The organism is Roseibium sp. SCP14 (assembly GCF_040329475.1).
Lineage (GTDB): Bacteria > Pseudomonadota > Alphaproteobacteria > Rhizobiales > Stappiaceae > Roseibium.
Window position 1 is genome coordinate 184,217 of the sequence record NZ_JBDZYH010000009.1, and the last position, 23,145, is coordinate 207,361.

16 protein-coding genes are annotated in these 23,145 nt (G+C 55.0%); 5 read left to right on the top strand and 11 right to left on the bottom strand.

Going from position 1 to position 23,145, the window contains the following annotated elements:
• Nucleotides 1-29: 29 nt before the first annotated feature.
• From ABLQ08_RS27555 to ABLQ08_RS27595, 9 genes are all read right to left on the bottom strand, one after another.
• Nucleotides 30-1,046, bottom strand: a complete 1,017-nt coding sequence (locus ABLQ08_RS27555; RefSeq protein ID WP_352949258.1) for a type IV secretion system protein — start codon at nucleotides 1,044-1,046, stop codon at nucleotides 30-32.
• A 3-nt stretch (nucleotides 1,047-1,049) separates the two neighbouring features.
• Complete coding sequence (locus tag ABLQ08_RS27560; protein WP_352949261.1) at nucleotides 1,050-1,877, bottom strand: hypothetical protein; 828 nt, start codon at nucleotides 1,875-1,877, stop codon at nucleotides 1,050-1,052.
• Entirely contained in the window at nucleotides 1,859-4,210 is a 2,352-nt protein-coding gene (locus ABLQ08_RS27565; RefSeq protein WP_352949264.1) for a VirB4 family type IV secretion system protein, read from the bottom strand. The genes ABLQ08_RS27560 and ABLQ08_RS27565 overlap by 19 nt, the downstream gene beginning before the upstream one ends.
• Nucleotides 4,210-4,533 (bottom strand): hypothetical protein, encoded by a 324-nt coding sequence (locus ABLQ08_RS27570; RefSeq protein WP_352949267.1) that lies wholly within the window; start codon nucleotides 4,531-4,533, stop codon nucleotides 4,210-4,212. The genes ABLQ08_RS27565 and ABLQ08_RS27570 overlap by 1 nt, the downstream gene beginning before the upstream one ends.
• 13 nt (nucleotides 4,534-4,546) lie before the next feature.
• Complete coding sequence (locus tag ABLQ08_RS27575; protein WP_352949269.1) at nucleotides 4,547-4,831, bottom strand: TrbC/VirB2 family protein; 285 nt, start codon at nucleotides 4,829-4,831, stop codon at nucleotides 4,547-4,549.
• A 67-nt stretch (nucleotides 4,832-4,898) separates the two neighbouring features.
• Nucleotides 4,899-5,363: a hypothetical protein gene (locus tag ABLQ08_RS27580; RefSeq protein WP_352949272.1), complete on the bottom strand. Its 465-nt coding sequence runs from the start codon at nucleotides 5,361-5,363 to the stop codon at nucleotides 4,899-4,901.
• Nucleotides 5,360-6,118, bottom strand: a complete 759-nt coding sequence (locus tag ABLQ08_RS27585) for a conjugal transfer protein TraL (protein ID WP_352949274.1) — start codon at nucleotides 6,116-6,118, stop codon at nucleotides 5,360-5,362. Before ABLQ08_RS27585 ends, ABLQ08_RS27580 begins: the two co-directional genes overlap by 4 nt.
• Nucleotides 6,112-6,462: a TraK family protein gene (locus ABLQ08_RS27590; RefSeq protein WP_352949277.1), complete on the bottom strand. Its 351-nt coding sequence runs from the start codon at nucleotides 6,460-6,462 to the stop codon at nucleotides 6,112-6,114. The genes ABLQ08_RS27585 and ABLQ08_RS27590 overlap by 7 nt, the downstream gene beginning before the upstream one ends.
• A 1,014-nt stretch (nucleotides 6,463-7,476) precedes the next feature.
• A complete protein-coding gene (locus tag ABLQ08_RS27595) occupies nucleotides 7,477-7,728 on the bottom strand; it encodes a hypothetical protein (RefSeq protein WP_352949280.1) in 252 nt (83 codons plus the stop codon).
• Nucleotides 7,729-8,236: 508 nt separating this feature from the next.
• Between ABLQ08_RS27595 and ABLQ08_RS27600 the strand changes: the two genes are divergently transcribed.
• Nucleotides 8,237-8,728, top strand: coding sequence for a hypothetical protein (locus ABLQ08_RS27600; protein WP_352949283.1), 492 nt, complete (start codon nucleotides 8,237-8,239; stop codon nucleotides 8,726-8,728).
• 120 nt (nucleotides 8,729-8,848) lie between these two features.
• Here the strand turns inward: ABLQ08_RS27600 and ABLQ08_RS27605 are convergent.
• Both ABLQ08_RS27605 and ABLQ08_RS27610 read right to left on the bottom strand, forming a co-directional pair.
• Nucleotides 8,849-9,630 (bottom strand): IS5 family transposase gene (locus ABLQ08_RS27605; protein ID WP_352949286.1). Its coding sequence is split into 2 segments (ribosomal slippage): nucleotides 8,849-9,300 and nucleotides 9,300-9,630, totalling 783 coding nucleotides; the frame shifts between segments, so codons are not numbered across the junction.
• Nucleotides 9,631-9,768: 138 nt separating this feature from the next.
• Nucleotides 9,769-10,485, bottom strand: a complete 717-nt coding sequence (locus ABLQ08_RS27610) for a TylF/MycF/NovP-related O-methyltransferase (RefSeq protein ID WP_352949289.1) — start codon at nucleotides 10,483-10,485, stop codon at nucleotides 9,769-9,771.
• Between the two features lie 232 nt (nucleotides 10,486-10,717).
• Here ABLQ08_RS27610 and ABLQ08_RS27615 point away from each other — a divergent pair, with 232 nt between their 5' ends.
• The 4 genes from ABLQ08_RS27615 to ABLQ08_RS27630 form a co-directional block, all read left to right on the top strand.
• The gene (locus ABLQ08_RS27615; protein ID WP_352949292.1) at nucleotides 10,718-11,170 is read left to right on the top strand and encodes a hypothetical protein; all 453 of its coding nucleotides are present in this window, start codon (nucleotides 10,718-10,720) and stop codon (nucleotides 11,168-11,170) included.
• A 502-nt stretch (nucleotides 11,171-11,672) separates the two neighbouring features.
• Nucleotides 11,673-11,882 (top strand): hypothetical protein, encoded by a 210-nt coding sequence (locus ABLQ08_RS27620; RefSeq protein ID WP_352949294.1) that lies wholly within the window; start codon nucleotides 11,673-11,675, stop codon nucleotides 11,880-11,882.
• A gap of 154 nt (nucleotides 11,883-12,036) precedes the next feature.
• On the top strand, nucleotides 12,037-12,765 hold the full coding sequence (locus ABLQ08_RS27625; protein ID WP_352949296.1) for a hypothetical protein: 729 nt from the start codon (nucleotides 12,037-12,039) through the stop codon (nucleotides 12,763-12,765).
• A 993-nt stretch (nucleotides 12,766-13,758) separates the two neighbouring features.
• The coding region (locus ABLQ08_RS27630; protein ID WP_352949299.1) for a DUF4214 domain-containing protein at nucleotides 13,759-23,145 on the top strand (9,387 nt) is incomplete at its 3' end.

Below are 23,145 nucleotides of genomic sequence, written 5' to 3' on the forward strand. Positions count from 1 at the left end.
GAAGAACTTTTGAGAGAGAAGGGGAGGAATTACTTGCCGCCGGATTCGATGATCCCGCCGGGCCTGGGCGCGGCTGACGCCCATGTCTTGTCATGCATGAAACCGCCAACGCGCCCTGCCGCGCCTGCCGCCATCCGTCCAGCGGAAGCACCCATCGACGCACCCCGCATTGCACCGGCTGACATGATGCCAGCGGATACAGTTCCAAGGACGGAGCTGGAAACCTGACCGGCCATGTTGACCGCTTCGGAAATCAGAGCCGCGCCAAGCCACCCCATGATCATGGCGAGAAGGAACGAACCACTTGTGAGGTCGATGTATTCTTCCGCATTTTGAGTGGCGTCCCCGGTCACTCCGAGACCTTCGACGCTCGCGATCACCAGCGAAAACACAATCGAAACGCAAAGCATCGTCACGATCGATCCGAGAATAGTGCGCACGCCCGCGCCAATCAGATTGCGGCCAAACGGGAACGCCGCCATTCCGACAAGGAACGGAGAAACGCCAAGAATGAGCGTCAGCCGGAACAGGGAAACGGCGGTGTGTGCGAGGAAGAGAACGAGCAGGATGACATAGGGCAGAAGCAGCGCCACGCCGTACAGGATGTATTTCGGGGCATCCGTCCAGCCACCCGCGCCCATGATCGTGGTTGCGATCTGGAAGACGCCGCCAATTCCTGTTTCAACGCCTTGCAAAAGAGCATCGAGACCGGAAAGGCCAGAACCGCCCTGGCCCATGATTTCACTGGACAGGCCGCCCATGATGTTGACCGACACATTGAAGGCTTCACCGATAAGGCCGCCCTTCAAGCCGATGAAACAGCCAAAACCAAGGACAAGGAAAAAGACCTGTTTGAGAGCTCCGGCCAGATCGAGGGTGCCGACAAACACCTGAATGCCGATCCAGACGACCCACATTCCGACGATGCCGATAATGATCGCCTGAAAAGGTCCATAGACCGCATTCACAAGCGTATCGAGCGTTGACTCCGCGTGGCTCTGATAGGCGGTGAAAATCGTACAGATGTTGCAGGAAGAAGTTGCCACCGCTTATTCCTCCCCTTCGCCTTCACCGCTGTATTTGCGGTCTTCGGCAACTTCACTGGCAATCGGAACGCCGTTATTGAGTGATTCCGATGCCTGGATTTTCAGGAGCTGCGCGAGGATCTGATTGGTTTGCGCGGACGTGACAAGCTGGGCGACCTGCAATTCAATGAGCACCTGCAGGCGGTCTTGCATCGTTTCTGCAGTCTGACCGGCGCTTTTGTATTCCTGCGCGGTTTCAAGGGTTTTGACCGCAGTTTCATGGGCTTCGTCAGATTGAGCCAAGCCCTTGATCGTGGCGTCCGTAATCGTCGCAATCCGGTTCTGATGGACCGACTTCTGAATGCTTGTCTTTTCTTCCCAAGTGCCTTCAGCAAGAGAGTCCGGAGTGGCGACGAGACCGGACTTATAGGCGTTGCCGCGTTCACAGATCGAACCAAAGTCAACGTCTTCCATCTTGATGGAAGGCATCAGCGATTTGTAATCCGGAATGAGACACGCCATGTCGCCGGAAACGCTTGAGGCCAGCGACTGGAAATTCAGGGACGGAATGGACAGATTGCCGATTTCACCAATGGAAGACAGGGTTTCATCGGCAATCCCTTTTGCCTCCTGAACCACCTTCAACTGATCGGTCACGACGGAAAGGCTTTCCTTGGCCGTATCCAGTTGCGACTTCAACGTGCCAAGCTGCTCTTTCATATTGGCGAGCTGCTTCTGCATTTCGCCAATTCCCTTGACGTCGATCACAGCCATTGCGGACTGTGCCGGCGACACAAAAACGGATGCCAGCATCAGGCCAGCGAGAGCGGAAGTCAGAGTTTTGCAAGCCATTGGTCACCCCATTGGTTTTTTGTGTTCAGGAGGTCCTGGACGGCAGACGGGCCGGAGCGGTAGAAGCGCAAGGCATCGCCAAGGCCCGACAGGTCCACGTCCAAAATCGTGCTTTCGTTGAAGTTCGCGGCCTCGAAGCGCTTGACCACGAGCACCTGACGGCCACCCTTCATTTCGCTTTCACCCTTGATGAATGCGATCTGTTCCGGGGACAGGTTGAAGGGTTCCAGATTTTCAAGCTTGGCCTGGCTGTTCGGCAGGAAGAACAGCGTTTGCGCGTTTTCGATCATGGCACTGGCGCCGTCGAATTCGAGCAAGGCACCCGGTTCCTGGAAGGCCAGACCAACGAAGCCGTTGAGCTTCCGGTATTCCTGGTACATTTCCCGGACAACGGAGCGGAAACCGTTGTTGCGAAGCAGGTTCGCGGCCTCATCGATGAAGATGGAAAAGCCGCCGTCCCCCTTCTTCGCTGCCGCAGAAATCGCAGCGGAGATATGCGCGACCACTGGCGGACCCAGAACCGGATCCATCAGAGCCTCATTCATGTTGATGCCGACAAGAAAGGACTGTTCCAGAAATCCGGTGATCTGATCGCGCGGCGCATTGAAGACGTGGCTGAACTGGCCTTCTGCTCCGTCTTCACCGTTCACCCACTTTGCAAAGGCGCGGCGGATTTCGGATTGTGCCGGGAAAGCTGCGCCATAGATATTATCGAGCATGCGCAAGCCCGGATCGAGCTCCGCGGCCATGTCGAGCGCGGCATGCAGATAATCGTCCATGTCCTCATCGAAGCCCTGCCCAAGCATCGCTTGCAGGATCAGGCGGACACGATGACGGGCGGACTTATCGGCAAGATCGATATCGAGCGGGTTCAGGCGAAGTTCTTCATAGCCCTGGTAAACACCGCCGAATGCTTCGATCATGAAGCGGGCACCGTCCTTGGAGTCAAAGACGTAGTTCCGCACACCGTGGAACTTTGCGAGGCCACCCAGAAGGTGAAGGATCAAAGTCGATTTACCGCCACCAGTCGGGGCAAACATCAGATAGTTGCCCGGTGACTGCGGCTTATCGGAAACATGGAACTGGAACGCGTAGTTCTGGCCGGTCGGTGTCTTGAACAGACGCACGGGGCGGTCACCCAACGGGCTGGACCAAAGACCGATCGGTGAGAACTGGAATGGCCACAGGGCCGCAACATTGCCTTCCGTGATCTTCAACGGACGCAGAAGCTTGTCCCGGCCCGGCATGCGGTTGAACCACGCGGTTGCCGCTCCAACGGTTTCGATGCAATAGCGGATCCGCGCGTTGTCGAGGAGTGCGGTTACCTGATCCATCAGCGAGGCAAGCTCATGTTCGTCACGAGAGCGAACCGTGATTTGGAACTGCGTTTCCTGAAGCTGATGAGCGTTGTTAAGCAAGTCCTCGTTGACCGCTTCCAGCTCGGCCAGAACCGCGCCAGTTCCGAAAAAGTTGTGCTTTTGCTCGGTGATCTGACGGGTGAAGAGGGCAATTTGTTTGGTATTGTCGAGCGGCTTGATGACCTGACAGACTTCAATCTCTCCGGACAAAGCCAGAAGCCGAGAAACCAGCATGCCGGAAACGTTTTCCGGCCAGCCGCGCACAGCAATGACGCGGTTGAACGTCTTGTGTGGTGTGAATGTATCGATTGCGCCATCAGTCGAAACATGAATGTCCGACGCGGGAAGGTTGGCGCTGATCCCGGCGCTGAGCCGCGCAAGGTTCGGCATCAGCTCACCGCAAACCAGATAGTTGAGAACGCGGGTCAGCTCACAAGGCTTGCCGTGTTCCTGGGCGGCTTCGACAGGACGCACGTTGTAGTCATTGAAGCCGCTCATAAGACCGCGTGAGGTCTTTTCCAGCTCGCCGGAAGTCTTGGTAGTCAGAACCAGATACCAAACGAGTGAATAAGCGTTCTGGTAAAGCCTCTGTTCCGCGTCCCCGACCTCCTTCAGAGTGACGGAAGGCCATTCGGCCCGAAAGCTCACATCGCGCCGCCGTTTGATGCCAAACATGCGCAACGTGGAACCAGCGCTTAGGAATTGGTTGAAGGTACTGGCGCGACCTTTGGCGAGAACTTCCTGTTCGGTGATGTTCCGGGTCTCATAGGAAAGACCGGAGAGCGAAAACACGCGGCAAAAAGAGCCGTCCTTCAGAGAAACAGTCTGATTGTCGGCAAGAAGCTGGTCGAACTCCAGTTCGTTCGCAAGCCAGTCCTGTTCCACTTCGCCAAGCAGGTATTTGCGGCTCTTGGAACTTACCAGCGCCGCGGCGCCAACGGCGGCAACGCCTGTCATGAGGGTGCCAAGCAGCATTAGCTAGCTTTCCTTTTCTTTGGTGTTTTGAGCGGGAAACCGGCCATCAGACGGCGGACTTTCTTCGCCTGGAAGAACGTTGCCGGGTGGAGCAGGAGAGATTCACAATGTGGCTCGCGCCGTCTGAGAAGAATGATCCAGGCGATTGCCGGGGGCGTCGTGACAACGACAAGCGCAAAGCCCACCACATTCCCGGCCAGAAACCCGCCAGTGGTTGCGAGCAGCAATTCGCCGATCATCACCAGGGCTGCGTGGAGCGGTGGCATGCCGAGGATCTTCATCGGCTCCTGGATGTGGAGTGCGATAGGGCTTTGCGCTTTCATGCTTCGCGTCTCCTCAAGCTGCCGACAGGAGTGCGCGAAGTGCGGTAGGTCCGAAGATTACGAGAGCTCCGGCACCAACCAACTGAGCAAGTCGCATAATGTCGATGCGGCCCGTGACCATGGCCCAAATGCCATAGATGATGACGCCGACACCGATCACCGGAGCGGCGATGTTGATCAAACCGCTTTCAAGAGATTCCAGCATTCCGGTAGCAGGCGCGGACCAGTCCTGTGCCATGGCACGGACCGGAAACAGCAACGAAGCTGCAAGAAACAATTTGGTTGCAATTTTATTCAAATCGACTTTTACGGGAAACGCTGGACGGAGTCCGAGTCTCTTGACGATGTTCATTTTGAAAAACCCCTTATTTTAGGATGAAGTAGAAGGCCACCACGGCCATCCAGTTGACGAAGGCAAGTGCGCTGAAGCCATAGAAGGCTCTGCGGATCGTCCGAGTGATCTTGTCGGACTCAACGGCGTGTTGTGCGACCGCACTCACCACCGTTTGAATGTTGTCGTTGCCGAGATTTTCCGCGACCTTGTGAATGGTGGTCGCAATGTCATTGACCTTGTGGTCAATGGCTTCGTTCACCCCGGAAACATCGTTTTGGAACTGATCGGAAATCCGTTTCCGCTCGTCTGCCAGAAGTCCCTTGAGGCGTTCCCCAAAGGTGTTCAAGATTGCCACCACCGCCAACACAGGATCATCCTTCTGATAGGAAACCCCGGTTTCCCTATGTGCAACCTCTATCGCCTCGTCGAGCGTCATTTGCTTCCACTGCTCTTCCTCAAGGACGGGCTCGGCCCGCTTTGCGACGGCAAGGCTCATTCGGCGGCCTCCAGCTCGGCAGGTACAAGGAACGCGGCGTTGTCCAGGCGATCAACTGCCTTGGTCCAGTAGATCTTGAGGCGCTGGCGGGCCATGACATTGAAATCATTCGATTGAATGGCCTCTGCAAAGGTCATCTTGGCCTGCATCATCGCCCGGATATCTTCCCCGAAGGTTCCGGCCTGGACCTTGGGATGCGTCATCACGGCTGCAATTCGGTCCGCATTTTCGAGATAGAGCGCGCTTTCTTCAAAGCTCTTGCCGTTCTTGGTGACAGGACCGAAGAATTCATTGACCCAGACAACAACCGGGACATCAGGAAAGTGGCTCAGGATGGAAAGAAGGCTTGTGCATGTGTCATCGAGCGCTGCGCCACCGCATACCGGGCAGTGAATGAAAACCCTGACGCCAAAATTCTGCAGTAGGTCGAACGCGTTGTTCTCGGACAGATAAGAGCAAGTCGCGATGAATGAGGACGTACCTGTATCAATCACGGTGTGGGCGTCGTCTCCGGACTCAAAAATCCGGGTCATTAGATCATCAAAGTGGCGCGGATTGATATCGTCGCCGTCCATGATCTGGATCGGCACTGCGTTCAATGCCTTGATGCCGGAAAGGGTCGGGGTGGTCGGGTCCAGGTCGATCCCCTGCACATCATGCTCTGCGTGCTGGAGATACTGAACGAGCATGGAAGACGTGAGGCTCTTGCCTGCGCCACCTTTGCCCTGCATGACGATGTGAACGGTCTTCACCATTTCTTATTCACCTCCGCTTCAGTAGCCATTTTGAAAGGAGGGGTTACAGCCGGGATAGGTTTTCTTGTCCTTGGCTCTGCCTGCGAGACAACGGTTTGTTTTGCCGGTTCTGCTGGCTGCACGGTGGAGGTGGGTTTGGTATCCGGAGCGTCTGTAAAAACTTCCCGGTACACATTGCAGAAAGTGGAATAGGCGATGGTGACAACGCCCTGTTCCTTAAGGGCGGTCCAGACCTCTTTGAGGTTCGGGTACTGCCCGGCTACTTCCGCGATTTTTTCTTTCTTGGACATAAACTCAAGGCGCGATTGACCCCTCGATGCCCGCTTCGGATGCGCAGACGACATTCGACGTTTACGCCCTGCCAAGCAGAGCGCCCTTCTACTAATGACTATTGAATGTGGAAAAGATGGTGTATCGGTCACACAGATGTGAGCGATTCAAGTACCACTAGACGCACGCGTTTCGCGGGATAGTGTGACCAATACAACCTACAAGGTGGTTTGTGTTACCTCCTATGCGAGCATCAAGTTAGGTTTGGTGTTCGCTAGGCTCGGACGATCTGATCACCACAAAAGGTCGTCCGAGCCGCTTCACAGGTTCTTTCTACTACCTATGCGCGCTCTTGTATATACTTTTAAGCCCCAAAGTATTTCAGTTTTCCACACTCCCAGGTTCATATTTTTCATAAGGAAAACAAAACGTTAAATTCCGCCGACTTTGGCGGAAACGTTGAGCGCAGTGCGCGAATAAGTCAGCAATTCTAACAAGTTTCGAAGAATCGAGGGAATGGATTGCGCCTTGGAAGTGGTACCACTTCCTCTATCTTGCCGTCCTAACCTTCCATTTAATAAAATTCAAAAGCAGTCAATAAAAGCCAATATTAGGCATACGTATATTTTACGAGATTTTACGAGCCAAATAGAGCCGATAGTAGATTTTACGAGATTTTCGGAAAAAAATAGCGCCAAATGTCCAACTTCAGCGAATTGGTAACGCTCGAAATATGGCATAGTTAATTGTATTAATTGCGCTTTTTCGAATTAATAGGCAATAAAAGATTTTACGAGGCGATAATAGATTATAAAATTGATGAATACTGTAAGAAGCACTTAGAAGCGGTTCACCACAAAGAACATTGACAATTCAAGGAATCACGAATCTCCGAAAGTTGCGCGCAATGGTAGAACAGTCCAAGGCGCAAATCAGTGACAAAACAAATAAACTTTTAGTTGAATCTACGACGAGGAAAGCGAACACCGACAGTCATCACGTTCCATACCTTGGCAGTCGCGCTCGGCGTCCAGGCCGCCGCATTTCTTGAAACCTCGAGGCGGGAAGCTCCGCCGCAGGATTAGATGTCATGTCTTCGGCTTTGCGTTTCTCGAACCAAGTGTCGGATTGGCCGGAGCGACAGGCGTATGAAAGTGCTCTGGATCCCCGGTCAGCTCGTGCGCTAGCTTATCGATCTTATCGAGCACATCATCAGCCGCACGGGCCTCCGCGGAATAAATCTTAGCTTCGGTTTTCACCCGGACAGCGCCCTTGCGCCCAATTCTCAATTCCTCTAGTGCGGCCGAAACGTTCACATGTCCGCGTCGAGTTCTGTGCATTGCCGGAGCTCCTACATTTACGGATGTTCTCTTTTTGTTCTAGCACACTAACTCACTCCGAAAAGTCGGAAAAATTGCCAATCAATCGGACTTTCTAATAATGGCCTCTCATATCGTCGTCGCTGTCTACTTTTGCGCCGCAGCTTGCCAGCCGGAACGACTTCGGGTCCGGGACGGTGATTCATTCCTGATCGGGATGAAGTCCGGCTCTGAACGGGTCCGGATTGAGAACATTGATACGCCGGAATTATCCGGCTCTATAAGAGCACCAAGAGAACGGAAAGCCGGGCGCAAGAGCGCCATTGGATGCAAAACTTCGAGTGACTCCCTTGTACCTTCCACTTTTGCCAAGCTGCCAAAAAGTAAGGAGTGCCGGGGGATCATGGCGCTACCTAACGCGGAGTGACGTTTCACAGCTGATATCTGATCTCAGGCATCGCTTCTGAGTATTTCTTGGGTGTGCCGCGACGCAATCACGCGTTGAGGACATACTGAGAGGAAAGAAGCAATGTCCTTTGATAACGACGAAACCTTTGGCCCGATCAACATTCAGTCGGGAAAGGTGAGCAAGCCGCCCAACGACGACAAAGGCAAGACAGCGCATCGCGAACAGTGGATCTCGGCTCCACCGGATCGCTACTTTGTCGAAGACTCGTGGAAGATCAACATGGTTTCCGCTCACGGCAAAAATGCTTATGTGGGCGTGGTAGAAATCTGTCCACATCACGTTGCCGAGCGGCGCGATCGTAGAGCACCAGTTCGTGGTCAGTCTTCGTGTCGTGGCTCATGCCGAAACCGGGTCGGGCTACTCTTTGGATGCCAAGACCGCCTGGGCAGAAGCTCAGCTTACAGCTCAAATGCAAGAGTTTACGTAACTCTAGAAGGGGAAAAGGACGGGCGCGTTGTTCTGCACCACGCCCTTCCTAATCAGGTAGCAACTTGCTACCTGATCAGCGGCAACCTTCTATTTCGGATGCCAGCCTCCTATGATTTTGCCTGAACGGGTCGCGAGGAGCGAAGCATGGATAAATTTTACAGGCGAGAAGATCGCCTTGATGCTTTGATCGAGGAACTTAATCTGAGAGATTACGCATGGAATCGTGAACCTTGGCCAGATGACCTAGGGTCTGTTGACAAAGTCTCTCAGCCACAGACGCATAGCAGCTAGGTTCAGGAACGCAGCGAAGGACGCTTTGGTTTTGTCGTACCGGGTGGCGATCCTGCGGAACTGTTTGACCTTGTTGAACATTCGCTCGATCCGGTTCCTGTCCTTGTAGGTCCGGAAGTCGCAGGGAATAAGTTCCCTGCGGTTTGACTTTGGCGGAATGACGGGACTGATGCCAGCCAACAGCAGGCTTTGGCGCACGGCATCACCATCGTATCCCTTATCAGCCAGGAACAGCCGGGGCTTGCGGAAAGGCATATCCAAGAGGGCGGGAACGGCGCTGTTGTCTGATGCTTCGCCGCCTGTCAGGACAAAGCCGAGAGGGCGTCCTTGACCGTCAGTTCGGGCGTGGATTTTCGTCGTAAAGCCGCCGCGTGATCGACCAAAAGCCTCCTTATGAGTCCCCCTTTAGCGCCTGCTGCCTGACTATGGCCGCGGACTGTGGTACTGTCGATCATGTGTTGCCAGTCATCGGTAAGCCCGAGATCTACCAGCGTTTCCAACAATTCGTCCCATACGCCTTGTTCCGCCCACCGGCGAAACCGAACATAGACTGAGTTCCATTTTCCGTAGCGTTCATGCATGTCCCGCCATGGGCAGCCAACCCGCAAGACATGCAACATGCCGTTCAGATAACGACAGTTATCCTGTGCCGGACGGGACTTTCGACCCCGCTCTGAAGGAAGCAACGCTTCGATCAATTCCCATTCTGCATCTGTCAAATCGCCACGTGCCAAGCCTACCTCCTAAAAGACAGCCTTGAATCACAGCTCAGTTGATTTGGAAATCCACTTCGTCAAAAGAGCCTAAGTGAAATTGCCAATCAACTTGCCTGCGTCGATCTTTTCCGTAATTGGCCAAAAGACAAGGGAACCCTACTGAGGCTTGCGAATAAGCCCGAGTTTACCGGAAACAATTTCTTCCGTTGAGTTAATTTCTGAGACAAATTCACGATAAGCAATGTAAGCTCCCTCCCAGTACGGATGATCGGGCACGCAGTCGTCCACAACGATAATTCCTCCGTCGCTGAGTTGATCATAGAGCTTCGGGAGGATATCTTTAATTGGCAGGTAGATATCAACATCGAGCAGTGCGTAAGCGATAGGCCCACATCGTTTGTAATCGAATTTCGTTGCATCCATTTTTATGACTTCGACATTGTCAATGCCGGAAACGTCAAGACTCGATCTCATCCAGCTTTGATCATTGTTTCTGAAAGATTTGCGGAGCGACGGATTTTTCCCTAGCGTTTCGATATCATAGCTAGCGTGAGATTCCACAAAGCCATCAAACGTGTCGAGCGCATAGCCTTTCCTGGCCACACTAAGCTCATCGAAGGTTTTCATAAGAAGCACGGTCGAAGCACCATAAGCGCAACCTACTTCAACATAGTTGCCTGGGATGTGCCGAGTTTCGACTGCCAATTCAACGAGTTTAGCGACTTGTAGCGGGGTATGCATGTATGGCCATCGACCGAACAAGTCCTTTCGCCAAATTCCTGCCTTGGCACAAAAGGTTTTTATTTCTTTTTTCAGATTCATTTTCTTCCCTTTGCGGAATTTCACCCTCTTTTGCTGCATTGCAACTGTCAAGCCTCTTGATCTGGACCGTGCAAGCGTAGGATTTGTGCATGTATGTTTCTGATGTTGGGTTTGTGGTCAAGGCCTGTTGAGCGGAGCCGTTGCGTAGCTCGCCGGTTACGGCAAGATCAAAGCGTCCTTCGCCGCGCTCCTGAGTCTGGCAGCTGTGTGTCACTGGTTTGCGTGACTTTGTCAACTGGACCTAGAAGTTGGGCTACTCCAATTGGATTCCAGAAGCATCAGATTGCAGGGGGCGGTACTTGAAAAGTTCGCGCGAAGTTGGGCGAACGAGTTTCTGATTGAAGGTGATCCTCTGCTTGGTCCCGAGATTGACGGATACTTCGAGGTAGCGTTTAGCGAGAAGGTGGCGTCACTGACCCGCTTTGTTACTCGAAAGCATCTGAAGGGTGAAACACCTCTATCTCTCAAGGAGTTAGCAGCTCACATCTACGATCCGTCGAAAGCAAGCTTTCGAACTTCTGCCAATCGTCTGATCAAAGAAATTCAGGACGCTATGCACTTCACGAAGTTCTGGGACATCGAAGTGATTTACAGAACGGTACAAGGAAAGACGGAGATCGGCGGGTACGAAATCTCAGCTGGTCAGCTCTTAATCGATTGGGAGCGTCACGTTTGGCGTCGCTTTCGTAAAGAACAACTCTTTCAGTTCTACGAAAAATACGGAGAAATGCTATGAATTCGCTCAAACGCTTCTCAGGGCTGGTATTTCTAGCTTTGACTCTCACAGTAGTTGGTCTAACGTCGGCTAAGTCTGACATCAGGCAAGAAACTCTGACACAGAGCTACAAATTCTCAACTAGGTGAACTCAAAAGTTGGCTTGCCTGAATTCGTCTTTTGACCGAGGGCAAGCTTCTGGATTCATCTGTTTCTGTCGGTTGCAGATCCGCTTGGCCGGTTGGCTTACATCCCCACCTGATGTGCTGCTTTTGCAGCGTAACACCATGGCATCAGGTTTTGATCCGTATGATCTTGGGCTCGACGATTTGTTTCAGGGCCCAAGTCAACTCGACCAGCGGATCGACACCGTTCAGTCTGCGGCTTCAATTAGGACATACACGCCTGCAAAAACTGCTATAAATGCCACACAAGATCTCTACGTTGGGAAACCGATCACAATCGGCAATGTGCCCCGGCTATTGCGATAAAACAGAGTACGTGAGCTCAAAATAATCGGTCATTGATTGAAGCCGATAAGCGAAGTCCAACTATTACACTTGCTGGGGAAATCAAACTTAAGCGTAACAACGGTAGCATCGCCGAGCACTCGCTTAAACCTAAGCGTATTAATTTGAAATACCTTTTTGATGTGCGCTTTGGTCTTCCTGACGAAGAAGAAGAGCGCTGGCAAGTACAGGCGTTTCATGAGCTGAGTTTGGCCACCCGCTGACCGCAATCATTTGCAGACGTCACGGCATGTAGATTCACAACCATTGCATGCATTATTTCCTTGTGATTTTTCGCAAGATTTTGTTAACGTTTGCCCGCTGCGGAGAAGAGGCACTTCGTGGCAAGGAATTGGAATAGTGGAGCCTTTGCGGTCATTGCCGACTGGCTCCGATGGGCAGGGGGCATGGATTGCACTGAGTGTGATCCGTGTCACGACAAGGGGCAAAGTGGAAAGAGACGACAAGGAACCGGCCGGATCGGCAGGGCCATCGAGCGAACCTGAACATTGGGTGTCTGAGGTGGCCGCTCGTAATGAGGTGGCGTCGTCGGAAGTGAGCCCTTCATCCTCAGCAGATGCGGTTTCATCAGAAAGCAAACACACAAACCTGACGGTTCGACTGGTGAACGGTTCGGAAGAGGATTACCGGGCCGGTATCCATCTTGCCCACGAAGCCCATCAGGACACGATCTTCCGGGACATCCCGTTTTCGGAAGACAAGGCCCGTGCGATTATCGACCGGGCATTGGCGCAGCCGGATCGGAACGGTCTGATTTATGCGGTTTCAGGCTCAGATATCCCTCTCTCAGAAGACGGCCTTTATGGCTTTGCGTCAGTTCACGCAGGCGAGTATTTTCTGGGCACCGGAACACTGATCGCCACTGTGCAGACGCTGAACGTCTCACAGAGACTTTCGGGAACACTGCTCGGCGGCAATGTCGCCTTGCGCCTTGTTCAGGCGGTGCGTCACTGGGCCAAGACCCGCAACTGCGAACATCTGCTGGTGCATGTCACCAATGGTGTGGATGTAGAGGAAGCGGACAGGTTCTTCCGACGCTGCGGGATGAAGACGATTGGCGGCAACTACTCAACAGGCAACTTCTAGGTATTATCATGAGCAATAAAGATAAAGTAGGAAAGAAGGAAGTAATTGTTTTTGCTATTCTGCTTGCAATATTTTTACTATTTAAATTACTTGGCTTTGATTCAAAGTACATGGAAAAAGGAAATTTTGTTTTTATCCTGCTTGCAATATTTTTCTCAGTTATTTTCATCTCAAGATTCATAAAAAGACGCAAATAATTACTTAATTAATCTTCAGACTTACTTTTCGGTCGATTTGTTCTACTTAGCTTGAGTCAAAAACAAAATTATCTAAGGAGGGAATTTCATGGCTGGGGAAACGCAAGAGGTTTTTGGTGGTGGCGTTATCGTTCATGACTTGACAACGAATGGCGGAATAAGAGTCTATCTTCCAAGACCTAAAGGTCATTCAGATCATACACCATACAAATATGCTTTTGAAACAGTAAAAGGCCAAGCAGGGGCAGCAATTTCATTTAGTGGTTATTTCCACGACTACATGAACGGCACAAGGCATGTCGGTAAACTAGCTGGCAAGGCAGCCGTACCGATTGATTTAGGCGTTCGGTACTTTGATGAAGATGGATTGACGGTCCGAGATTGGTTGGCCGTTGGCGCTAGTGTCGTCTCGGGAGCGGCTGTAGGTACACTTGTCGGCGGTCCGGTTGGCGGTTTGCTAGGAGTGGCTGCTGGAATAATCGGTGGATCTGCAGTAGACAATTTACCCGATCCCACTGGGCCGAATACCTATTCGCCCGGCAACCGAATCAGTCTCACAACCTACAAGAGCGACGGAACCTATGAGGTAACAACCTATAAAAAAATGGGTTACCGAGACGGATTTGATTACATCAATACAGTTACCAGCAGATACGACGTAAATGGCAATTTAATCGGCAACCCGGTCAGAGCGAATATTAGGGTCGTTGATTGGGAGGAGTTGCAAAACCAGATTCGTGAAGCGCAGGCCAGAAACAACCTTTATCGTTGTTTTTCACCGGACACGCCCGTTTGGTTGGCAAATGGAGAACAGGCAGAAATAAGAAGCCTTGCACCCGGAGACCATGTTCTCTCCTTTGACCCGCTAACCGAAGGCGGCAAGGGTGCTTTGATCCCCCAAAAGGTCGTTCGCATTTTTGAGAACATCACCGAAGAATGGTTGCGCCTGACCTGGGTCGAGGGCGGTGAAGAAAAAGAACTCGTCACGACTCCGGGCCACCAGTTCCTGGCTGCACATGGCGGTTTCAAGGAAATCGAGAGCCTGGTCACAGGCGGCAAGGGTACTGTCGTTCTTGCCGACGGCTCCGAGGTTGAAGTTACCTCCGAGCGCATTGTCTATTCCGCCGCAACTGCCGACATGTTCGAGCAAGCGGAAGGTTACGTATATCCTGAAAACGGCAATCTGGTACTGAAGCCGGTCTACAAGAAAGGCTGGAAAACCTACAATTTTGAGGTTGAGGACTTTCATACCTATGTCGCCGGCGGGGTGCGGGTGCATAACGACTCCTGGAGTAATGGCGAAGGGTTCGAGTACGAAAGCTGGCGAAGCCGCGATGGAACCGCGACTGTCGAGTTGATGGACGGCAGCCATGTGCCCCTCAACGGAGAGGATGTCCTCAACTTTCGGATTGGTTTACCTGAAAGTTATAGAAACACTCCGGATGCCCATGGGGATTCACTGGCTTTCGGTATGGCAAAGGACGGTGGATTTAGTAACAAGGACATCTATTACGCTTCCTGGCGTGAGTATACTTTGCATAGAGGCGGCGCGACGTCTGAGCCCATTACAGACCCCAGAGAATTTTCCAGACGGGAAGCTAAAATTGCGCAAAACATCCGAAACGGAGAAAACGCAGCTTCCTCCGGCGGCGACCAGAACTCCAACCGGGACTCGGAAGGTTCTCGCGTTGATACCAGCCGATCCCAATCAACGAGTGATCGCGGCATTGGCACCGGGGATTACGACCGGGATGGCGAGGTTGATGCCCGCGAATTCCGCCGGGCGGAGAGAGACGGCGAATTCAATACCAACAAATCGTCTTCGAACAAGGACAGCGACGGCGAGTCCGGGGGCAATGGCGGTGGCGGCGGCAAGCCGGTTCTGCTGGACCTTGACGGCGACGGCATAGAAGTCACGGCGCTGGACCGGTCGACTGTGTTCATGGATACCGGCGGTGACGGCTTTCTGCACCGCACGGCCTGGGCGGGTGAGGGCGATGGCATCCTCTTTTACGACCCTGACGGCCGCGACGAAATCACCGAAAAGCGCCAGTTCGTGTTCACCGAGTGGGACCCGACGGCAACCAGCGACCTGGAGGCGCTGGCCTCGGTGTTCGACACAAATAACAACGGTGTCCTGGATGCCGGCGACGACGAGTTCGGCAAATTCAAGGTCATGGTGACCAACGAGGACGGTTCAACCACCTCATATACCTTATCCGATACCAAACTTGGTGGAGGCATCACCGAGATCGACCTGACGGCGGATGCGACCAATATCGAGCTGAGTGACGGCTCGGTGATCACCGGCAAGACGACGTTCAAGCGGGCGGATGGAACCACCGGCACGGTTGGCGACATGCTGCTGGCCGCGGAAGCGCAAGGTCACCGGGTTGAACAGGTGGAGTCTGTCGATGGGTCCGGCACCCGGACGCTGGTCTCGACCGCCTATGCGGCCGATGGCAGCAAGGCCTACGAAATCCATTCGGTCACCAGTGACGACGGGCTCTCCATCACCAACCGCTATGACGACAATGGCGATGGGGTGACCGACCGTATCCAGACGATTGTCACGGTGAAAAACGCCGACGGCAGCCGCGTGGAAACGGAAAGCAATTTTGCCGGCAGCAATGAGGCGACTGCCGTTCTGACTTCGCGCACAGAAACCACGACATTCGAAAACCCGTTGACCGGAGAAATCGATGAGGAATCCCAAGAGATCATTTTGCGGGATTCTTCCGGTGGCGGCTGGTTCGACCAACGAGAAAACCGCAGTTTCACCGACGGCAGCCTGACCATCGTCATCACCGATCTGGCCTATGACAACTCGGAGATCACCCGCCGTAGCGAGACCGTGTCAGTCAACGGCTCTGTGCGCATCGACGGCTCGGACCTCGACGGCGATGGCCTCTCCGACACGATCGTCAACCACACGGTCACCACCCACGCCGACGACAGCCGCACCGAAACGATCGCCACCACCAACCGGGACGGCTCGCTGAGATCCCATGTCACCGAAGAGGTCGGCGCAGACAACCGCTCCAAGGAGATCCTGCGCGATCTCGATGGTGACGGCGTTGACGATACTCATGAGATCCTCGACATCGTTGTTGCCCCGACCGGCCAGACCACTTCTACGTTGACCATCCGCAACCACGATGGCTCGCTCAGGAGCTCATCGACCACAGTCCAGTCCGAAGACGCGCTGAGCAAAACCACCGAATTCGATCTGGACGGCGACGAGGACTTTGATCTCACGGTGGTCGACGCCACCACGGTTCATGCGGATGGCAGCCGCGAGCGGCTTGTCACGGAGATCAATGACGATGACTCGGTGCGCACGATGCGCAAGGAAACGCTGGGGGCCGACAAGGTCAGCCAGGAGGTCTTTGTCGACCTGGACCAGAATGGGAACCTTGAGGCAAAGGAGCTGGTGTCTTCTGTCGTGGTCAACGCTACAACCCAGGAACGAATTGCCACAAACTGGTCGCGCAATGCGGATGGTTCGGTCAACGCAAAGTCGGTTTCAACCACCAGCGCAGATGGTTTGACAACGGAAACAAAAACCGATCTGGACGGCAGTGGTGAAAGTGACAGCGACTTTGATGTCACGGTCAAAGATGTCACCACGGTCAATGGTGACGGCAGTTCGACACGGACCGTGACCACTGACAATCAAGACAATTCGCTGCGCACGGTTACGACCATTGTCACCAGCGCGGACGGCCTGACCACGACGACGACAGTTGATGTCGACGGGGACGGCCAGATCGAGGAAAAGACTGTCGAGGCCCTGGTTCTGGAGGCCGATGGCGGCACGACCCGTACGACCTCGAATTATGCCGGTGACGGAACCTCGCTGCTGTCGCGGACAATTGTCGAAGACACCGCCGACCGGCGCACCCGGACGGTGACGACGGACCGGGACGGTGACGGCAAGGCGGAAAGCATCTCGGAGCGCACGGAAGGGGCCGACGGCGCGATCAATGTAGTCGAGACGTCCTACGGCAATGACGGCACGGTGCTCGGCGAGGCTGTAACCAGTACCAGTGCCAATGGCCTGGTGAGCAGCCGGGCGACGGATCTCGATGGCGATCAGGTTGCCGATGTCACAGTCAAAAGCACAACGGTGCTGAATGCCGATGGCAGCCGGACAATTGTAGAGCGCACGGAAAATGGCGATCAGTCCCTGCGCAGCACCAGTACGGTCAATGTCAGCGACAATGGCCTCGTCACCGAGACCAGCATCGATGCGGATGGAAACGGTGTTTATGAGCGCATTGTCTCCGATGTCACTGTGCTGGACGCCGATGGTGGCACCACCCGGACCGTTGAAAGCCGCTCCCAGAGCGGCCTTCTTTTGAACCGCACACAAACCGAGATCAGCGATGATCAGCTGGTCACCGTTATCAGAACTGATACGGATGGCGACGACACCGATGATCTGATCGAGGAGGTGACAAGGGTTCTGCAGAGCGACGGCTCGACGGTGACGACGACCGAGCTCAGCGACGCCTCCGAAACCCTGCGCAGCAGTTCCAAGCAAACCGTCTCCGACAATGGCCGTTCGATCGAGACGAAAGCCGATGTGAATGGTGACGGCGAGATTGACGTAATAACCACGCAGACGATTGCCGACGATGGCGAAGCGACGACGAAAACGCAGCACCTGGCCGCCAATGGCGACCTGCAGAGCCAGAGCCGGACAATCACCAGCGCCAACGGTTTGTCCACTACAACTGAAACGGACCGGGACGGTGACGAAACTTACGAGACCCTCTCCGAGACAGTTCGGACGCTGAACGCCGACGGCTCTGAGACCGTCACCACAAGCTTTGAGGGCAAGGACGGCACGCTGCAGGGCCGCACGGTGTCAACGCTCAGTGACGACGGCTTGCGGTCAGACTTAGTTGAAGACCTCGACGGCGATGGTGCCAACGACCTGACAACCGTTAGCGATCGGGTGATTTCCGATGACGGCACGGTCACCACGACCGAAACGGCGGCAGTACGGGATGGCTCGCTGCTCAGGAAAACCGTCGAGACGGTTGATGGCGACGGCAAGTCGAGTTCGCGCAAGGTCTATTTAAACGGGAACGAAACTTACGATCAGGTGATGGAGACCACACTGGACGATGACGGCACGACAACGACTGTCTCGTCCTATTACTCCGAAACCGACGAGCTGCTGTCCCGCACCACGGCCAGGACCAGCGGCAACGGATTGGAGACAGTGACGTCGTTCGATCTTGACGGCAATGAATCCACTGACCGGGTCATGCGCGATGTCACCAGCATTGCCGCCGATGGCACGAGCACGCGGACCATCACCCACGAGACCGGGCAGGGGAGCCTGCTCGCGCGCGAACACGTTCTGCTGTCCGACGATGGCTATGAGACGACGACCTCGCTCGATCTCGATGGCTTTGCGGGCAACGACTTCATCACCACCAAGGTCACCGATCTGGTCCATGATGGCTCGACTGTGGAGACCTGGACTTCGCGGGGGGATGACAACAACGTGGTCGGCAGCGCGACCCGCACCGCCAGCGGCGACGGTCTCAGCGTCGCCGAAAGCCGCGACTTTGACGGCGATGGCGATGCGGACCGGGCCACCACCGTGGAGCTGGGCGCTGCCGGCGGCAGCACCGAAACGGTCAGTCAATACGGATCCGGCACCAATCTGCTGCGTCAATCGAAGACGGTCGTCACCGAAGACGAACGCACGATTACCACGACTGTCGACAAGGACGGCGACGGCGGCACGGATCTGGAAATCAACACCCAAATCGATCTCAGCGGCAACGAGGCAACCACCTGGACGGACTTTGGTGTCGACGGCCCTGCCGAGGCAATCATCACCAAAACCGCATCGGCCAATGGCACCGCGCAGACCTACAGCCTCGATGTCGATGGTGACGGCAATGCTGACATCACCCGCAAGACGACTGTCTCCTACGATGACGCCGGCAATGAGGTTCGTGTCTTTGAAGAAAGCAATGCCGTTGGTGGCCTGGCCTTCACCTCGACCACGGTGACCTCGGCCAATGGCTACACCTCCGAGACGAGCGTCGATAGCGACGGCGACGGCGAGACCGACAGCACGGGCAAGACAGAGGCGGTCTTTGCCGCTGATGGCAGCCGCACCACCACCAGCCGGGACTGGCACGACGACGGCAGCCTGCGCTCCAGCTATGTCGAAACCGTCAGTGCGGACGGGCGCACGGTCACCGAAACCTTCGACTTTGACGGCGATCACAAGACCGACAAGGTCAGGGTGAGCGAAACCGCTGCCGATGGCAGCCGCACCGTGACGGAAACCGGTTACGGCGAGACCATGGCGGATGCAAAGACGTCCGTCACCGAAACCTCTTCCGATGGCTTGACCACCACGATCTTCCGGGACGGGGTCACCCAGACGATCAGCCGCTCGCCGGTCGGCAACAGCAGCTATGACTGGGACAACGGTGTCACGGCATCGGCGAGCGAAGCTCATATCACTGTCTCGCACAAGGTGGACGCGCAAGGCTTTGAGACCTGGGAAATGCGTTCCACCCAGAACGGCGTGACCACGACATGGTCAGAGCGGTTCGATGCGGCTTCAAAGGCCCGGCTCCTGGCAGAGGCTGCCCGGATCTATGACAGCGTGCTCGACCGGGACATGGATCTGTCCGAGATAGAGGTTCTGGTCCAGTACACCAAGTACAGTCAGCTGAACCTGACGGATCTTGCGGATGCGCTGTTGTCCTCGGATGAATACAGCGCCCGCTATGGCGACCTCACCGACACAGGCTTCATCGCTCGGGCCTACCAGAACACCTTCGGCCGGGAACCGACGCTGGATGAACTGGCTGAACACCTGGCCGAGTTGTCCGGCAGCACCACCCGGGCCCAGATCATTGCCGAACTGTCGGAAAGTGCCGAGCATCTGGTGGTCGGCAACAGCCAGGGCGAGACCAACAACCACAATGTCTTCCTGTTGCCGGAGGTGGCCGAGGACGCCCTCAGGGCCTCCTTCGGCGTCAGCGGCTTCGACATGGCAACGGACGAGGCCGACGTCAAAGTTGGAACCGACGCCGGTGAAACCCTGAGCATCGGCAGCAACGACGCTCTCTTCGGCCGCGCCGGCAACGACACGCTGGGTGGCAGCAGCAATACCGACATTCTGGTCGGTGGCACCGGCAACGACACGCTGAACGGCGGCGCCGGGGACGACATCTATGTCTACAACCGTGGCGATGGAAACGACACGATCAACGACACGGGCAGTGGGTCCAACGGTGACACGCTGCGCTTCGGGCAGGGGATCGAGCTGGAAGATCTCAAGCTGACCCGCTCGGGCAACAACCTGAAGATCGAGTTTCATGCTGAGAACTCATCAGAGCAGGCGGCCGCTGCAGCAGACGGGCTGGCTCCGCTGACAGGGTCGATCATCGTCAAGGATTGGTTCACCAACTCCGCCAAGCGCATCGACCGCGTCGCCTTCGACAATGGCGACAGCTACTGGATCGGGCATTTGGACTCCTTCCAGACAGCTGTCGGCGACGTAGACAGTGATGCCTATCTGACTGATGTGACATGGGCGAGCTATGAAAACAACGGCATTCACACTGCGAGCGCGCAGCAACTCCTGACCCTGGAAAGTTCACGTGCGCCAAATTGGCAGGTCGAAGCGCAAAGCATCAACAATCATACGGGCAAAGAGCATCACCTTTATGTCTACGAAGGCCAGATGTTCGTGGTTGAAGGCACGACATATACCTTCAAGGAAGATACAGACGATGCCGGTCTTCTCTATGTCGACAATCAGTTTGTTCTGTTTGACAATGATGACGACACACCAATCACGGGAACTTACAGTGCCACGCAAACCGGCTTCGTCAACTTTAAGTTTTACGCGCACAACAATGGCAATCAAGGTCACAGCAAGCTCCATATCTACGATCCTGAAACTGGATATCGGGATATACAGATCTACGATACGGAGGTGGCGGCACCGCTTCGTGTCGTATACGGAACGAGTGGCGACAACTATCTAGAGGCAAACTCAGTTGACAGCCTCCTAAGCGGAGGTAATGGCCATGATGTTCTGAAGGGCCGCGAAGGCGACGACAAGCTTTATGGCGGCAGTGGCCATGACACGCTGCTTGGCGGAGGCGGTGACGACCGGCTCTACGGCGGTGAAGGTGATGATGTCCTGGATGCTGGTGAAGGCAGTGGCACAAGTTGGCAATACCTTTACGGCCAAAGCGGCGACGATGTCTATCTCTACGGAATGGAATCCGGGAAGGTGTTCATCAACTCCTCGGAAGGCGAAAACGACGGCACGGCGGATACGGTCCGGTTCAAGGAACTGAACCTGGCCGACGTCACGTTCGATGTTCACGATGCCACCCAAGGGGGAACAGTCGAGCACGTTGACGGACGGTCGCTGCGAATCCTGTGGGACAACGGCACTGACATTGGCGAATTGCGGATCGCCAACATGGGCGAGCACATCGAGCGGTTCGAGTTTGCCGATGGCAGTGCGGTGCGCAAGATCGGTCTGACCGAGGATGGTCGGGTTAAGCTTTGGGCGGCTGATGCCGACGGGTCGAACCACATGGTCGGAACGCAACTGGACGACTATCTGTACGGCGGCGCTGGCGACGACACTCTGGATGCAGGCGCGGGCAACGACGTTCTGGATGCGGGCGCGAGTAACGGCAGCTGGCAGTACCTTCGAGGCTACGCCGGTGACGATGTCTATTTCTACGGCAGGGAAGCCGGAAAAGTGTTCATCAACTACACTGAAGGCGAGAACGACGGCACGGCGGATACGGTCCGCTTCAAGGATCTGGCCTTGGCGGACGTCACGTTTGCCATCCATGACTACACAAAAGAAGGAACGGTGGAGAACGCCGACGGTAAGGCGCTCTGCATTCTCTGGAGCGACGGCACCGACAGCGGCGAATTGCGGATCGCCAACATGGGCGAGCACATCGAGCGGTTCGAGTTTGCCGATGGCAGTGCGGTGCGCAAGATCAGTCCGACCGAGGATGGCTGGGTTAAGCTTTGGGCGGCCGATGCGGACGGGTCGAACCACATGGTCGGAACGCAACTGGACGACTATCTGTACGGCGGCACTGGCGACGACGTTCTGGATGCGGGCGCGAGTAACGGCAGCTGGCAGTACCTTCGGGGCTACGCCGGTGACGATGTCTATCTCTACGGCAGGGAAGCCGGAAAAGTGTTCATCAACTACACTGAAGGCGAAAACGACGGCTTCGACACGATCCGCTTCAAGGATCTGGCCTTGGCGGACGTCACGTTTGCCATCCATGACTACACAGATGAAGGAACGGTGGAGAACGCCGACGGTGAGGCGCTCAGCATTCTCTGGAGCGACGGCACCGATAACGGCGAAATGCGGATCGCCAACTTGGGCGAGCACATCGAGCGGTTCGAGTTTGCCGATGGAACCGTTGTCAAAGAGATCAAAGTACGCGACGACGGCAGCGGCATCAATTTGTGGGGCACGTCTCAAGATAGTCTGATCGTCGGTTCAGCCGACAACGACTACATCTTTGCCGGTAACGGCAACGACATCCTCGATGCGGGACACGGATCGGGCTGGCAGCATTTGCGCGGTTATGGTGGTGACGATGTCTATCTCTACGGCACGGAAGCCGGAAAAGTGTTCATCAACTACACTGAAGGCGAAAACGACGGCTTCGACACGATCCGCTTCAAGGATCTGACCTTGGCGGACGTCACGTTTGCCATCCATGACTACACAGATGGAGGAGCGGTGGAGAACGCCGACGGTGAGGCGCTCTGCATTCGCTGGGACGACGGCACCGACAGCGGCGAATTGCGGATCGCCAACTTGGGCGACCACATCGAGCGGTTCGAGTTTGCCGATGGAACCGTTGTCAAAGAGATCAAAGTACGCGACGACGGCAACGGCATCAATCTGTGGGGCACGTCTCAAGATAGTCTGATCGTCGGTTCAGCCGACAACGACTACATCTTTGCCGGTAACGGCAACGACATCCTCGACGCGGGTGCGGGCAACGGCAGCTGGCAACATCTTCGGGGCTACGCCGGTGACGATGTCTATCTCTACGGCAGGGAAGCCGGAAAAGTGTTCATCAACTACACTGAAGGCGAAAACGACGGCTTCGACACGATCCGCTTCAAG